Source organism: Streptomyces sp. NPDC058469, assembly GCF_042721125.1.
GTDB lineage: Bacteria > Actinomycetota > Actinomycetes > Streptomycetales > Streptomycetaceae > Streptomyces.
The window spans coordinates 23,252-36,210 of sequence record NZ_JBHXME010000113.1 but is presented as its reverse complement, the minus strand read 5'-3'; the positions used below and the strand labels follow the sequence as shown (position 1 = coordinate 36,210).

The window sequence follows — 12,959 nt, the reverse complement described above, 5'->3', positions numbered from 1 at the left end:
ACCAGCGCGGACACCGGCTGCGACGCGGCAGCCGGGGCGGCAGACCACCCGCCTTCGACCGCGAGACCTACAAGCAGCGCAACACCGTCGAACGGTGCATCAACCGCCTCAAACAGTGGCGGGGTATCGCCACCCGCTACGAGAAGACCGCGACCATCTACCTGGCCGGACTCCACATCGCCGGCATCTTCCTCTGGTCCGCCCGATGATCCAAACGAAACCGCCTAGTGCTGCTCGGTGTTGCGCCGGTTGGCGATGGTGTCGGTGGAGGTGGCTCCGGCCCAGACGCGGACGCTGTCGATGCTTCCGGGGAAGTAGCGCGCGGCGGCGCCGTTGATCTTCGCCCGGCCGATCTCGAACGCGGCGCCGCCCTGCCAGGGAGCGGAGTAGGGCACGCCGTCCTCGTCCCCCATCAGGGCGCTGTCGATGTAGAGCTTGAGCGCACCGAGCTTGGAGGTGTCATCGGGATCGGCTGCCGACTGGGCGTCGTAGACGACCGTCAGCATCACCGGGACGCCCAACTGGGCCGTGGTGAAAGCGGTGGACTCGCTCTTGGTCCAGGCCGCTCCGGTGCCGTCCTTGTCGGGGCGACCGAACGTCCATCGTCCCTGGGTGCTGCCGGCCGGCTGCTCGTACCAGACACCCCAGGCGGACTGGCTCGTTCCCGACTGGCCGAACACTTGCACCGCGTACGACTTGCTGGTGTCGGCTAGCTTGGCGGGGTCCAGCGTGACCCAGGCGGTCGCGGTGAACGAACCGGCGTCGTCCACGACCGGTCCGGTGGCGGTGGCGTATGCGCTGGTGCCGTTCAGGGTCATCGCCTGCGTGGTCGTCACCTTCTCGCCGATGTCCGGGTCGCCGGTGGTGAACTGGGTGAGCGCTGCGCCGTTGAGGGTGAGGTTCCGGCCGAAGCCGCTGGTGTCCTTGACCGTGGTGCCGGTCGCGTTGGCCAGGTCCGTGGCGTCCCACCTAGCGACGAGTGCCGGGACCGGGTCGCCGGCGGTGCCGTCGCTCAGATCCTCGTCCTCCAGCCAGGCGTCGTGGGTGACCTCGGTGTCCGCGAGTGCGCGGGACCAGACCTTGACCTCGTCGATCGTGCCGGCGAAGTTCTCCTTGCCGGCCCCTGAAGTCAACAGGCGGCCGATCTGAAGTCCGCCGGACGCCTTCCACGGGGTCACGGGGAACGCCACCGGATCGCCCTGCGGGACACCGTTGACGTAGAGCTGGATCGATTGCGCTGCCGCGTCGTAGACACCGGCGAGATGGGTCCAGGCGTTCAGGACCGGCGGTTTGCTTCCGATCGAGCGGGTGAGCACGGGACTGGCGACGTCGGTCTGGTGCCGGTTGAAGACCCAGGCGTTGTAGGCCGTCGAGTAGTACAGCTGGAACCCGGAGGCGTTCGTACCCGCCTGGGTCAGGACGGTGTAGTTGACGTCCTTCTTCGTCAGACGAGCCCAGGCCGACACAGTGAAGGACTTGGTGGTGTCCAGCACCGCACCGGAGGTGGAGAGGTACGCGGTAGTGCCGTTCAGTTTCGCCGCGCCGGAGCCGCTGCGGGACAGGGTGTCCCAAGTGGTCCCCGAGGAGGTCAGCGGGTGCTGGGTCGCGGTGGTGGAGTCGGTGAGGCCGTTGTCCAGATGCCAGATCCCCGAGGGCTGTTCAGCGCCCTTCACCCAGGGTGGGGGAGCGGAAGGCGTCGGCGAGGGACCCGGCCGCCGCCTCGAGACCGGGGCGCTCGGCGAGATAGTCGGCCGTCCAGGCCTGGGCCGCGGCGCGCTTTTTCCAGGAGTTGCTCACTCACGCTCGCGCGCAGGACATGCTGCACGGCCAGGCTGATGATCTCGGCGCGGGCGACGGCGTGCTCGTACGTCATCGGGGCCCCCACGGGACCCACGGCGCGCACCATCCCGCTGGCGGCGAACACGCTGTCGGGCTCCATCACCTCCCGCACCGCGTCCACCAGTTCGGCCCGCCCTCGTGGGGTCAGGGCTTGGCCGTTGCCCAAGTCGGTGACCAGCCGCACCAGGCGGATGCGCGCCGTCGGCGTGGCCAGCGGGTGGTTGATCTGTCCCAGCAGTCCCACGGCCCCATCGCGGGCGACGTCCTTGTTGCGCTGGCCGCGCCCGAGCCAGGTGGAAAACGCCCGCTGCGCCCGCTGCACGGCCACGTACTCCTCGCCCCACCACAGCCACACGGCCAGCGGGATTTGGGCAAGGGAGTTCAGCTCCGGCGATCGGCGGCGGTTGGCGAGCACGATGAGCAGCAGCCTGCGCTGATGGACGCTGTGCAGGGCCTTGTCGGAGCCGCGGTGCAGGGTGCGCACCTGCGGGCTGCCCAGGATGCCCTTGGCGTGCCGGTGTCAGGTCAGTCGGTGTACACCTCGGCCAGGTCCACCCTCACGAACGACGCCGTCGACTGGACGGTGTGGTCGCCTGCCACCCGGATCCGCAGGGTGTGCCGGCCGGAGGCGAGTTCGGGGCTGACGTACTGGACGGTCTCACCCGTGCGGACCGCCCCTCGACGGTCGCGCAGGTGGTGACCGCGGCGGCACAGCCGTCCCAGGCCGACGAGCAGTCGGTCGCGATGCTGGTGGAACGGGCCCGTTCGGAGGGGCGGCAGAGTCCGGCCTGCGTTCCGGGGCGTCAACTGCCTGCCCACGGCTGCACCGTGGTCGTCACGGGCGTCCCGGTGCGGGCCGATTCCTCGCAGGCCAGCGCCAGCAGGTGATCCTGGCAGCCGTCGGCCAGCGGGTACGGTTCCGGGCCGGCGTCCCGTACCCACGCGCCCGTCCGGCACAGCAGATCCACGACGGCGAGGTCGTCCTCGGACAGGCTCGCGCCCACGTACTCGTTGCGCCACACCACGTCTCCGTCGAAGGAGATGTGGTGGACCTCGGACCCCTCCAGGTTGAGGTCGGTGCCGGTACGGCGGCGCGTCAGCGCGGACTCCACCGGAGTGCGCGGGTCGGCCATCCGCACCACCGCGTCGTCGACGATCTCGCCGAGCGACCCCCGCACCACGATCCGGCGGGCCCGCAGCGGGTTCCACCACTGGTTGTCCGTGAAGTCGTAGAGCGCCGTACGGGCCGCGCCGAAGTCCAGCAGGGCGAGGGTGGTGACGGCGTCCTTCGGAGTCAGGTCGTCCGTCCATCCGGTCGGCGTCAGCGGGTCAGCCAGAGGGGCGGTGAAAGCCCGCGCGGTGACGGTCGAGGGTCCGAAACCGACGCCCAGCGTGTGCCGGATCAGCGACATCGCGTGGTACATGTGCGTCGAGGACACCTGCACGGAGCTGACCTCGCCGATCACTCCTCGCCGTACGAGGGCGAGCCGGGCGGCGTGGCCCGGCATGAGTGTGTACTGCTCCGCGACCTGGACGAGGGCGCCGCCCCCTTGGCGCTTCGCGGCGCCCACGGCGTCCCACAGCCGGCCGAGTCCCTGCATGTCGGGTGCGGGCGGGGTCTCGGCGAGCACCGGTGTCCCGTGCTCGACGAGTTCCTGTACGACGTGCGGCGTGACCTCCCACGGCACCGAGGGGATCACGAACTCCGGTGCGGTGCCGCATAGTTCGTCGACCGTACGGAAGGTCGGCACGCCCCATTCCGCCGCCACGCGGTCGGCGCGGTCGGCGGAGCGGGTCACCACACCGGCGACCGCGAGTCGTTCGGGCAGCGCTCGTGCCAGCCGTACGAAGAACTCGGCCCGCCAGCCGCTTCCCACGATGCCGAACCGTATGGGTGCTGCGCTCACTGCCCGCTCCTCCCGCATCAGGGCGGCAAGTGTAGATGATCAATTCCAAGGGGTGCCTGCGGAGACGAGAACGAGAGTGTCCAAGATTGTTTTGTGACGAACGACGTGGCCACCCTCGCGACAGCACGCTATGCGACGACCGACGACATGAGCAGTACACCTACCTCGTGTTGACCGGCCCGGACGGCGAGCAGGACTTCGCCCACATCCGAGGCGGCACCCGACTGCTCCTCAATGGCCTGAGGCGGGCGGTCGAGGAAACACGCCAGTGGGCCCCTGCCGGCCTCCGCGACCCCGAGAACTGACCGGGCGGGCACACCAGCCCATCCCGGGGGCGAAGCCGTGAAGCGGTCTCGGTTCACTCGTCGGCTTCCGCGTTCTGGCAGTGGTGCCGTGACGGGCACGGCCGGAACGAGACCTTGGGCCGCCAAAGTGACGTGCGAACCGTGGTCGGCAGGCCGTAGCGTCTTGGGATGAGCAGCTTCGACACGCATCGGAGACGGGTCTGCGACTAGGGCCTGCCGACGCGTGTGGGGCACGCGAATCTGCGGTTGTGCCTCGTCGACTTCGCGCCTCACGGGTTCCGTGCCGGCTATCACCACCTCTGCCTCCGTGCGGGCATTCCCAGGAGAAGATCACGTCCCGTGGAGTGGTGTAGCTGGGCAGGGTCCCGGAACGCGCGGGTGTCTGCTCGGGGCGTTCATCCGCTGACTCTGTCTGCTCCCTGAACAGGGGCAGGCCATCACGTAAGCCTCCCTGGTGAACGGGCAGTTCAGCCGGAGGAGCCAGGCGTCGTTGCCATCGGATGGCGAGGCGTTTGAGCTGGTGGAGGAGGGCGAGGGCCTGCTTGACGACGTAGCGGAGTCTGTGAAGCTCCGCCTGTCGTTCGCGAAGTTCAGCCGTGTGGCGTGCCTGCTACCGGTTGGCCACGAGGAAGTCCTCCAGGATCTCGACAAACCGCGCCGGCTGCTCCTCGGCCGGGTAATGGCCGCAGTCGTCGAGGACGACCTCCGTGACGTCGTCGGCCGCCAGCCGCATCGTCTGGGCGGCATTCGCGCCGCTCCACAGTGCGCCGCCTACGGCGAGCACCGGCAGCGTCAGCCGGGTCTTGCTGCGCTGCTCGTTCTGCGCGATCGTCTCGTCCAGCGCCCGGTAGTACGCGAAGCTCGCCCGCAGCGCGCGGGGATGCGCGGTGATCGCGTCGACGTAGACGTCGACGGCGTGCGCGGGGATCGCGGTCGGCGTGGCGGCCTTGGTGGCGAACTGCCAGCCGAAGAAGAGCCGTTCCCGTCCCTGGACCAGTTCCTCGTTGAGGTCGTCGAGCCGGTTGAAGCCGAACTGCCAGAGCTTCAGGTTGGCCGCGGCCGGGCCGAAGAACGGCGGGGACGGCGTGAGGCCGGGGATCACTGCTTCGAGGATGGCGAGCCGGCTCACCCGCTCGGGGTGATCGGCGGCGAGGGCGTATCCGGTCCACGTGCCGATGTCGTGGCCGACCACGTCGAACCGGTCGTGCCCGAGCGCGGTCATCAACGCGACCAGATCGGCGGCCAGCGTGCCGGCGTCGTACCCGTCGTCGGGCTTGTCGGAGAGCCCGGCCCCGCGCGAGTCGACGGCGACGACGGTGTGCTCACGGGCGAGGGCGGGCATCACTTCCCGCCAGGCGTACCAGGTCTGGGGCCACCCGCCGATCAGCAGCAGCGGCGGGCCATCCCCGCCGGTGACCGCGTGCAGCCGCAGTCCGTTGACCTCCACGAGCCGGCTGGTGAAGACGTCGAGGAATCCGTCAGGCAGCCGCAGCGAACTCAAGCTTGTCATGCTGGCGACCCTACCTATCTTTGAACGATCGGTACAAGATGTGTAGGCTGACGGACCATGGCAGGCCGCAAGCAATTCGACGTGGACGAGGCGCTACGACGTGCGATGCACGTCTTCTGGCGCTGGGGTTATTCGGAGGCCTCGATCGATCGCCTGGCCGAGGGCACGGGCCTGGGCCGGGGCTCGCTCTACGGCACCTTCGGCGACAAGAGCGCCCTCTTCCGCAAAAGCCTCCAACGGTACGCGCAGACCTACCACCCGCTGTACGAGCAAGCACTGTCCGGTCCCCACCCGGACCCGAGCGCCGTTGTGGCCGCCTACCTGCAGGTCGCCCTGAACCGCATCGCCGACCCGACGGTCCCGGATGGCTGCCTGCTCACGGTGTCGGCAACGCAGTTCCCGGCGCTTGACGCGGAGGGCCGGGCGGTGGTTCGCGCCATGATCGACGGTTTGCGGGCGAGGCTGGAGCAGGCGTTGCTGGCGGCGGGGGCCGGTGAGCAGGAGGCGGCAGAGCTGGCGTTGTGCACGCTGGCGACGAACAAATCTCTGGCGGTGCTGAGCCGCGCCGGCTTCTCGGGCGAAGACCTGGCAACCGTCGCGGCAGCCGCCGCCAAGAATGCCGAGGCTCTGCCGAACCGGCCGGCCGAACCGCCGGGGCCGCGATAGGCGGGAAGGCTCGTTCGCGTCCGTGCCACCGCCGCGACACGAGGCTGGTGAACCCGTCTCTGATCAAAGGGCTCCGGGTTCAGTGGTGTTTCGAGCTGGCCCGGCCTCGGTCGACCGGCGACGGCCCCGTGTGCTGTCCCCTCTTAGCGCTCTGACATGGGAGGAGTCGACCACACAGCGGGACCAGTCCAGGCGCGAGGCCGCATTCAGTTCGGCCGGCAGGACCTCGTGCAGCCGTTGCTACAAGCCGGCCTCGTTCCAGTCCCGCAGACGGCGCCAGCACGTCATGCCCGACCTGAACCCCAACTCTTGCGGCAGGTACTGCCACTGGATTCCGGTGCGCAGCACGTACAAGACCCCGTACAGCACCTCACGGTTCGGCAATGCCTTGCGGCCGAGATACCGGAACCTGCGCTCGCGCTGCGGCGGCAGCGGCTCCAGGCGGTGCCACAGCTCATCAATTCACTCCGTGCCGCCTCCGGGTTGGGCGGCGTCGAGTTCGGTACGCGCCGTGGAGGCGACCATGCGGAGGGCGGAGTCCGCCGCGTACTCCAGCCAGGTCCTGGCCTCGTCGGTTTCCCCGGATTGTCTGAGCGACATGGCGAGGTTGTAGGCGGCCGTCGGTGCGTAGACGGCGTGCCCGGTCTCGATGGCCCGGCGGTACGCCGCCTGTGCTCCCGCCGTGTCACCCTGTGCGCCGAGATGTGTGGCAAGGCCGGTGGCGGCCTCGGCTGCAAACTCGACGGCCGGCGACGCCATGACGCGTTCCCACATCGCACGTGCCTGGTCGCTGCGGCCCATCTCCGCAAGCGTCTTCGCCAGCACCGCTACCACCTGGGGCTGGTCCTTCTCTTTGACGGTGTTCCATGCGGCGTCGGCGCCGGCCTCGTCGTGGCGAGCCGAGCGGGGGTTGCCCAGGTTGAGGGCCGTCCAGGAGCCAGCCTCGGGGTGTCCGGACTCCAGCGCGCTTCGCCATGCCGCCTCCGCGCCCGCCTCGTCGTGCTCTTTCCCCAGCAGGTTGCCCAGGGCGAGGGCGCCCCAGGGAGCGGCCGCCTGGTGGCCGGAGGTCACAACGTGCCCCTGCCGGCCAGCAGGACATGGCGGCCCGCCTTGCCACCCCGACAGGACGGGCCCACTACCGTCAACGCAGTGCCCTGGTCGAGCCGGGATTCGCCCAGATCTTCCAACGCTTCGGACGACACCTCAACTACCGCGGCCACAACGCGGTGGACGCCGAGATCAAGCTCCTCGGCACAGTGCACAACCTCAACAAACTCATCAAGCACACGCCCAAGAATCGCTCTTGACCTTCACCGGGCAAGAGCCGTGCGACAGCCTCTGCCTGTTCTCACAAAGCCCGCGAAACCCTCTCGCCCCGGGCCGGGACGCCCGCCCGGCCGCCGCAACAAGCGGAAGACCCCCGTCTACGACGTAGGCAACGCCCTGCTCGAAGGCAGCCAACGAACAGAAGAGCGGTGAACCGAACACCCCGCCCCCTGACCGCCACAGGTTTCGTCTCAAGCTTAGAGAGCAGCGTCAAGCACGTTCAGAACACGATCGATTTCCTCGGCAGTGTTGTAGTGACTCAGGGAGAGCCGGATGACACCCTGGTCGGGATTGATCGACAGCGCCTTCATCAGTCGGACTGCGTCGTATGGGCCGCAGCCGCAGTTGATCCCTGCGGCAATGAGCTTGTCGTAGACGTCCTGGACCGGCTGGCGGGATGTGTGGAAGGCGAACGTCGGCATCCGCACGGTGTGGTCCGCGGAGTGACTGCCGATGAGGCGCACCCCTTCACGTTTGGTCAGCAGGTCGGCAAGGGGGAGCATGAGGATCTGCTCCTGCTGGCCGAAAAGGGCGAATGCGGCTCGCACCACCTCCACGTCCGCGACACCCGTAGCGGGGCCGACGTGGTGTTCGTAGACGGCACGGTAATAGTCGACCATGCCTGCTGCAGCGGCGATCTCGGCGTGGTTCGGGCCAGCCGGGGTCAGCCGGTAGGTCGGCATGTGCCCGTTGAAGAAGTGACCCTGGTTGGGGATTTTCGCGAGTTCGGCTGCCTTGGCGTACATGATTCCGACGTGGGGGCCGAACGTTTTGTAGGCGCTGTAGAGGTAGAAGTCACAGTCCAGGGCGCGAACGTCGATCGCCGCATGCGGTGCGTAGGACACTCCGTCGACCACCAGTCGTCCGCCGACTGCGTGCACCAACTCTGCGATCTCGCGGATGGGGTTGATGGTCGCTGCCACGTTGGAGGCGTGGTTGACCGTCACGAGCCGGGTCCGGTTGTTGACCAAAGCCTTGAGGTCTTCCAGGTCGAGGAGCCCCGTCGTAGGGTCGACGCTCCACTCCTTGACGACCAGGCCAGTCTGCGCGAGTCGGCGCCAGGCGCCGATGTTTGCCTCGTGGTCCTGGTTGGTGACGATCACTTCGTCGCCTTCGGTGAGTTGCTCACGGATGGCGTGCGAGAGGATGTAGGTGTTCTGGGTGGTCGAGGGCCCGAACATCACCTCATCACGGTCTGCATTGAGCGTCGCCGGGACGAGGGCTTTGGCCCGGTCCATCGCCTCTCCGGCTCGCCGAGACGGATCGCCCGCGTAGTAGGGCTGCACCTTGGAGTCCGTGTAGAACTGCACCAGCAAGTCGCGTACCTGCCGGGCGGCGTAGCTGCCGCCGGCATTCTCCATGTGGATCCAGTTCGCGAGGGCTGGGGCGGCGAAGGCGGGAAACTGCTGCCGGGCCCATTCGATGTCGAAGCCGGGCGTATCGGTCGCGGACTCGGCCGGACGTGCGTTTTCAGAGATGGACATGTCGGGTGCCTTTCAGTGTGTCGATGTGACGTGCCGTCTCAGACCGTCCGGTCATTTGGCCAGCATCACGTGCTTGGTACGCGAAAACTCCTCGATCGCGTACGCCGATTGCTCGCGTCCGTTCCCGGAGGCTCCGAAGCCGCCCCAGGGCATCTCGTTCGCAAGCACCAGATGGGAGTTGAGCCATACGGTCCCGTAGTCGAGCTCCTCGACTACGCGAAGGCCGCGGCGGCCGTTCTCGGTCCAGACGGAGGCCGACAGGCCGTAGCGGCTGTCGTTGGCCTTGTCGATGGCCTCCGCCTCGCCTTCGAACGTTTCAATGGTGACGACTGGGCCGAAGATTTCGGCCGTCGCGATCGCGGAGCCTGCGGGTATGTCGGTCAGGATCGTCGGCTGAAAGAAGAATCCTGGGCGGCTGATGTCTCTGCCTCCTCCGAGGACCGCGGTGGCGCCCCTTTCGATGGCGTCTTGCACGAGGGCGTCCACTCTGGCCAGGTGCTGCTCGCTGACCAGCGGACCGAGTTCTATCTCTTCGCCGTCACCAGGGCCTCCCGAGCGCAACGTCGCGACGGTGGCCTTGAGCTCGTCGGTAAGCTGCTTGGCCACCGACGCCTCGCACAGCACTCGCGTTGCGGCTCCGCACTCCTGGCCGGCGTTCCAGTAGGCGGCGGTACGCAGTGACTGCGCTACGCCGGTGAGGTCGGCGTCGCCGAATACGATGACGGGCGCCTTGCCGCCGAGTTCCAGGTGGACGCGTTTGAGGGTTGCCGCTGCACTGGCCGCGACCGCCACTCCGCTGTCGACCGATCCGGTCAGAGAAATCATGTCGATCTCGGGATGCTCTGCGAGAGGGCGGCCGACACCGTCGCCGTCGCCCAGGACGACGTTGACCGCACCGGCCGGCAGCACTTTCGCCGCGAGCTCGGCGAAGAGAACGGTCGTGAGAGGGGTGAGTTCGGAGGGCTTCACGACGACCGTGTTGCCTGCGGCCAGGGCCGGGGCAACCTTCCACGCGGCCGTCAGCAGGGGGTAGTTCCAGGGGGTGATCGCTGCGACAACGCCGAGCGGCTGCCTGCGGATGAAGGAAAGGTGGCCTTCCGCGTATTCGTCCGCCCCCGGGGTGGTCCCGGTCCGGGCGGCGCCGGCCATGAGTCGGAAGGTGTCGACTACTCCCGGAATCTCATCGCGCGACGTCGCCAGCGGCTTGCCGACGTTCATCGACTCCAGCTGGGCGAGGAGTTCGGCGTTCTGCTGAATCAGGTCTGCCAGAGCGAACAGGGCGGTCGCGCGCTGGGCGGGGGTGCGGGCGCGCCATTCGGGAAAGGCCGTGCGGGCCGATGCCACCGCCCGGTCGACGTCACGGGCGGTGCCGAGGCCGATCGTCGCGATGGTCCTGCCTGACGAAGGATCCAGTACAGGATGGGTGCCGGCTTGGTCGCCCCGCTCGGTGATCCCGTCGATGACGTGTCCCAGCGGATCGCGTCGGAGATAGTCGATCAGGTCCGGCGACGGATAGGACGATGTGGCTTGCAAAATGGCCTCCTCAAGCGCGGTCCACCTCGACGAGCGTCGACCTTAAGCTACGTCTGCAAATATTTTACGTCAATGAATCTTACGGTCTGATCCGTGCGGCGGGATGGACTGTGCGGACGGCAGGCGCGCACGACAGGGGCCATCGCCAAGCAGGCTGGGTGCGGACGTGCCTATGTGCTGCACTGACGAGTTCTCTTGCCGTGGCGCCGCGCACGGCAAGGGGTAGGCAGGCAGTGGCTGCTGAACCCTTGAATTCAAATATTCGTACTTGTAGAGTTCAGGCCAGCCGGGCCCCCGTGGCCTCGCAGCTTCTCAACGTCCGGTCGGGTGTTGTCGCGGCACGACGACGGGCTACTGAATCGATCAGGAGAGTCCATGGCCAGAACCAAGCCTCAGAGCGAGAGCGGGCCTCGATGTTCACCGGCCGAGCCGGTGTTGGACACCGAGGGGATGCCGCGAGACGTGGGCTTCCTCGGGCTGCTGTGGACATCCGAAGCATCGATCATCGGGTCGGGGTGGCTGTTCGGCGCCCTCACAGCCACCGGCATCGCAGGACCGTCTGCCCTGATCTCCTGGGTGATCGGCACCTTGATCATCCTGCTCCTCGCCCTCGTCCACGCAGAACTGGGGAGCCTGTTTCCCGTGAGTGGGGGCACCAGCCGCTTCCCGCACTACGCGTTCGGCAGTCTCGCCGGCGCGACGTTCGGATGGTTCACCTACCTCCAGGCCGCAGCCACCGCGCCCATCGAGGTCCTGGCCGCGATCCAGTACGCATCCACCTACAAGCCGCTCGCCCGGTGGCACCTCTACGAGAACGGCGCGCTGTCGGGATGGGGCATCGCCCTGGCCGTCGTACTGATGCTCTTCTTCACGGTGGTCAATCTCATCGGCATCTCCTTCCTGTCCCGAGTGAACAGCTCGCTGACTTTTCTCAAGGTGCTGCTCCCGGTGCTCGCCATGATCGTTTTGGCGGTCGGACACTTCCACTCCGGCAACTTCACCGCTGGCGGCGGGTTCTTCGTACCGGGAGCGGCACTGAAATCGATCGTCGTCGCCGTGCCGGGAGCCGTGGTCTTCTCACTCATCGGCTTCGAGCAGGCGGTCCAGATCGGCGGTGAGAGCAAGAACCCGAAGAAGGACCTGCCGCGGGCCGTGATCGCATCGATCCTGCTCGGCTCGGCCATCTACATCGGCGTCCAGATCGCCTTCATCGGCGCGCTTGACCCGGCCCTCCTGGCCCACGGTCGCACGTGGGGGGGCCTGGTCGATCCCACAACGACGAACCCCGCTCTCACGGCTCTGCAAGGGGCGCCCTTCTACGAGGTGGCCACGCTCGCCGGAGTGGGCTGGCTGGCAGCCCTGCTGCGGCTGGACGCCGTCGTCTCACCGTCCGGCACCGGCCTGATCTACCTGACAACCACGTCGCGAGTCAGCTTCAGCCTCTCCAAGGGCGGTCACCTCCCCAGTGCCTTCGAGAAGCTCTCCGGCAGACGGTCCGTACCGGTGTTCGGGATCATCGTGTCGACGGTCATCGGCCTGCTCTTCCTCCTGCCCTTCCCGAGCTGGGGTTCTCTCGTCAGCACCGTGGCCAGCGCATCGGTGCTGATGTATGCCGGAGCGCCGCTCGCTCTGGGGGCGCTGCGGTCGCAGAAGCCCGACCTGCCGCGGGCCTACCGGCTTCCCGTCGCACGCGTCTTGGCTCCGTTGGCTTTCGTCATGGCCAACTTCATCGTCATGTGGTCGGGCTGGGGGACCTATACAACGCTGATGCTTGCCCTGCTCATCGGATATGCGCTGATGGCAGTCTCGGCCGCCCTGGGCCTCAATTCCGACCGGGTGCCGCTGGACTGGTCCGCAGCGGTGTGGCTGTTCCCTTACCTCGTCGGCCTGGGTGTGATCATCTACTTCACCCAGTACGGGCCGGGTGCGGTCCTGCAGGGTGTAGGAGTGTTCGAGGGGCTCTGGGTCGGCGGCCAGGGAGGCCTTGGCCTGGGCTGGGACATGCTGGCGATGGCTGCATTCAGCCTGGCCATCTACTACACCGCCATGACCCGGAAGCTCCCCTCCGAGCAGGTCGACCAGAACGTCCAGGACGTATATCCCCTGCCGCTGGACGCCTGAGGCAGGAACACAGCAGACTTCCGCCTCGCGCGGACGCGCAGCTCATCGAGGGAAGGTCGAGCAGACAGTGGCCGCGACTGGCCGCACCCGTCCTCTCGGCGTGACCAGCCGGGCCCATTCCGACAGGAGGGGCCCGGCTGACGCGATCGTGAAGCCTGCCGCTCCCTCGCAGACGCTCTCAGCCGCCGCCGGATCGCCCGGCGCCGCAGGAGCTTGAGCACTTGCCCGACGGCCCACCGGGACCACGGCCAACAGTAAAATCATCGAT

The 12,959-nt window shown here is 67.8% G+C and carries 11 protein-coding genes and 3 pseudogenes; 5 read left to right on the top strand and 9 right to left on the bottom strand.

Features of this window, described 5'->3' with window-relative positions:
* A pseudogene (locus ACFWP5_RS35970) lies at positions 1–209 on the top strand (IS5/IS1182 family transposase); the annotation flags it as partial.
* A gap of 15 nt (positions 210–224) precedes the next feature.
* Here ACFWP5_RS35970 and ACFWP5_RS35965 read toward each other — a convergent pair.
* The 4 genes and pseudogenes from ACFWP5_RS35965 to ACFWP5_RS35950 all read right to left on the bottom strand — a co-directional run bounded on the left by ACFWP5_RS35965 (position 225) and on the right by ACFWP5_RS35950 (position 3,746).
* Positions 225–1,673: a LamG-like jellyroll fold domain-containing protein gene (locus ACFWP5_RS35965; protein WP_384166498.1), complete on the bottom strand. Its 1,449-nt coding sequence runs from the start codon at positions 1,671–1,673 to the stop codon at positions 225–227.
* Entirely contained in the window at positions 1,670–2,323 is a 654-nt protein-coding gene (locus ACFWP5_RS35960) for a hypothetical protein (protein WP_384166495.1), read from the bottom strand. The genes ACFWP5_RS35965 and ACFWP5_RS35960 overlap by 4 nt, the downstream gene beginning before the upstream one ends.
* 41 nt (positions 2,324–2,364) lie before the next feature.
* Positions 2,365–2,526 (bottom strand): annotated as a pseudogene (locus tag ACFWP5_RS35955) (hydrolase); the annotation flags it as partial.
* A 116-nt stretch (positions 2,527–2,642) separates the two neighbouring features.
* Positions 2,643–3,746 carry a Gfo/Idh/MocA family protein gene (locus ACFWP5_RS35950; RefSeq protein WP_384166492.1) on the bottom strand — a complete coding sequence of 368 codons (1,104 nt, stop codon included), beginning with the start codon at positions 3,744–3,746 and terminating at the stop codon, positions 2,643–2,645.
* A 167-nt stretch (positions 3,747–3,913) separates the two neighbouring features.
* Here ACFWP5_RS35950 and ACFWP5_RS35945 point away from each other — a divergent pair, with 167 nt between their 5' ends.
* A complete protein-coding gene (locus tag ACFWP5_RS35945) occupies positions 3,914–4,051 on the top strand; it encodes a hypothetical protein (RefSeq protein WP_384166489.1) in 138 nt (45 codons plus the stop codon).
* Between the two features lie 610 nt (positions 4,052–4,661).
* Here the strand turns inward: ACFWP5_RS35945 and ACFWP5_RS35940 are convergent.
* Positions 4,662–5,561, bottom strand: coding sequence for an alpha/beta fold hydrolase (locus ACFWP5_RS35940; RefSeq protein ID WP_384166486.1), 900 nt, complete (start codon positions 5,559–5,561; stop codon positions 4,662–4,664).
* 57 nt (positions 5,562–5,618) lie between these two features.
* Here ACFWP5_RS35940 and ACFWP5_RS35935 point away from each other — a divergent pair, with 57 nt between their 5' ends.
* Positions 5,619–6,227, top strand: coding sequence for a TetR/AcrR family transcriptional regulator (locus ACFWP5_RS35935; protein ID WP_384166483.1), 609 nt, complete (start codon positions 5,619–5,621; stop codon positions 6,225–6,227).
* Between the two features lie 82 nt (positions 6,228–6,309).
* On the opposite strand, the pseudogene ACFWP5_RS35930 reads toward ACFWP5_RS35935, so the two are convergent.
* Together ACFWP5_RS35930 and ACFWP5_RS35925 are read right to left on the bottom strand one after the other, a co-directional pair.
* Positions 6,310–6,689: pseudogene (locus tag ACFWP5_RS35930) on the bottom strand (transposase); the annotation flags it as partial.
* Positions 6,690–7,298: a tetratricopeptide repeat protein gene (locus ACFWP5_RS35925; protein WP_384166480.1), complete on the bottom strand. Its 609-nt coding sequence runs from the start codon at positions 7,296–7,298 to the stop codon at positions 6,690–6,692.
* Here ACFWP5_RS35925 and ACFWP5_RS35920 point away from each other — a divergent pair.
* The gene (locus ACFWP5_RS35920; protein ID WP_384166477.1) at positions 7,202–7,534 is read left to right on the top strand and encodes a transposase; all 333 of its coding nucleotides are present in this window, start codon (positions 7,202–7,204) and stop codon (positions 7,532–7,534) included. The genes ACFWP5_RS35925 and ACFWP5_RS35920 overlap by 97 nt on opposite strands.
* A gap of 216 nt (positions 7,535–7,750) precedes the next feature.
* Here the strand turns inward: ACFWP5_RS35920 and ACFWP5_RS35915 are convergent, their stop codons facing one another.
* On the bottom strand, positions 7,751–9,037 hold the full coding sequence (locus tag ACFWP5_RS35915; RefSeq protein WP_384166474.1) for an aminotransferase class V-fold PLP-dependent enzyme: 1,287 nt from the start codon (positions 9,035–9,037) through the stop codon (positions 7,751–7,753).
* Positions 9,038–9,088: 51 nt separating this feature from the next.
* Complete coding sequence (locus ACFWP5_RS35910) at positions 9,089–10,570, bottom strand: aldehyde dehydrogenase family protein (protein ID WP_384166471.1); 1,482 nt, start codon at positions 10,568–10,570, stop codon at positions 9,089–9,091.
* A 375-nt stretch (positions 10,571–10,945) separates the two neighbouring features.
* Here ACFWP5_RS35910 and ACFWP5_RS35905 point away from each other — a divergent pair, with 375 nt between their 5' ends.
* Positions 10,946–12,691, top strand: a complete 1,746-nt coding sequence (locus ACFWP5_RS35905; protein ID WP_384166468.1) for an APC family permease — start codon at positions 10,946–10,948, stop codon at positions 12,689–12,691.
* The last annotated feature ends 268 nt before the right edge of the window (positions 12,692–12,959 follow it).

What these genes read in the sequence shown, in the direction of transcription:
- ACFWP5_RS35940 (WP_384166486.1), bottom strand. Translation starts at nt 5,561, where the DNA reads ATGACAAGCTTGAGTTCGCTGCGGCTGCCTGACGGATTCCTCGACGTC.
- ACFWP5_RS35935 (WP_384166483.1), top strand. Translation starts at nt 5,619, where the DNA reads ATGGCAGGCCGCAAGCAATTCGACGTGGACGAGGCGCTACGACGTGCG.
- ACFWP5_RS35920 (WP_384166477.1), top strand. Translation starts at nt 7,202, where the DNA reads ATGCCGCCTCCGCGCCCGCCTCGTCGTGCTCTTTCCCCAGCAGGTTGC.
- ACFWP5_RS35915 (WP_384166474.1), bottom strand. Translation starts at nt 9,037, where the DNA reads ATGTCCATCTCTGAAAACGCACGTCCGGCCGAGTCCGCGACCGATACG.
- ACFWP5_RS35905 (WP_384166468.1), top strand. Translation starts at nt 10,946, where the DNA reads ATGGCCAGAACCAAGCCTCAGAGCGAGAGCGGGCCTCGATGTTCACCG.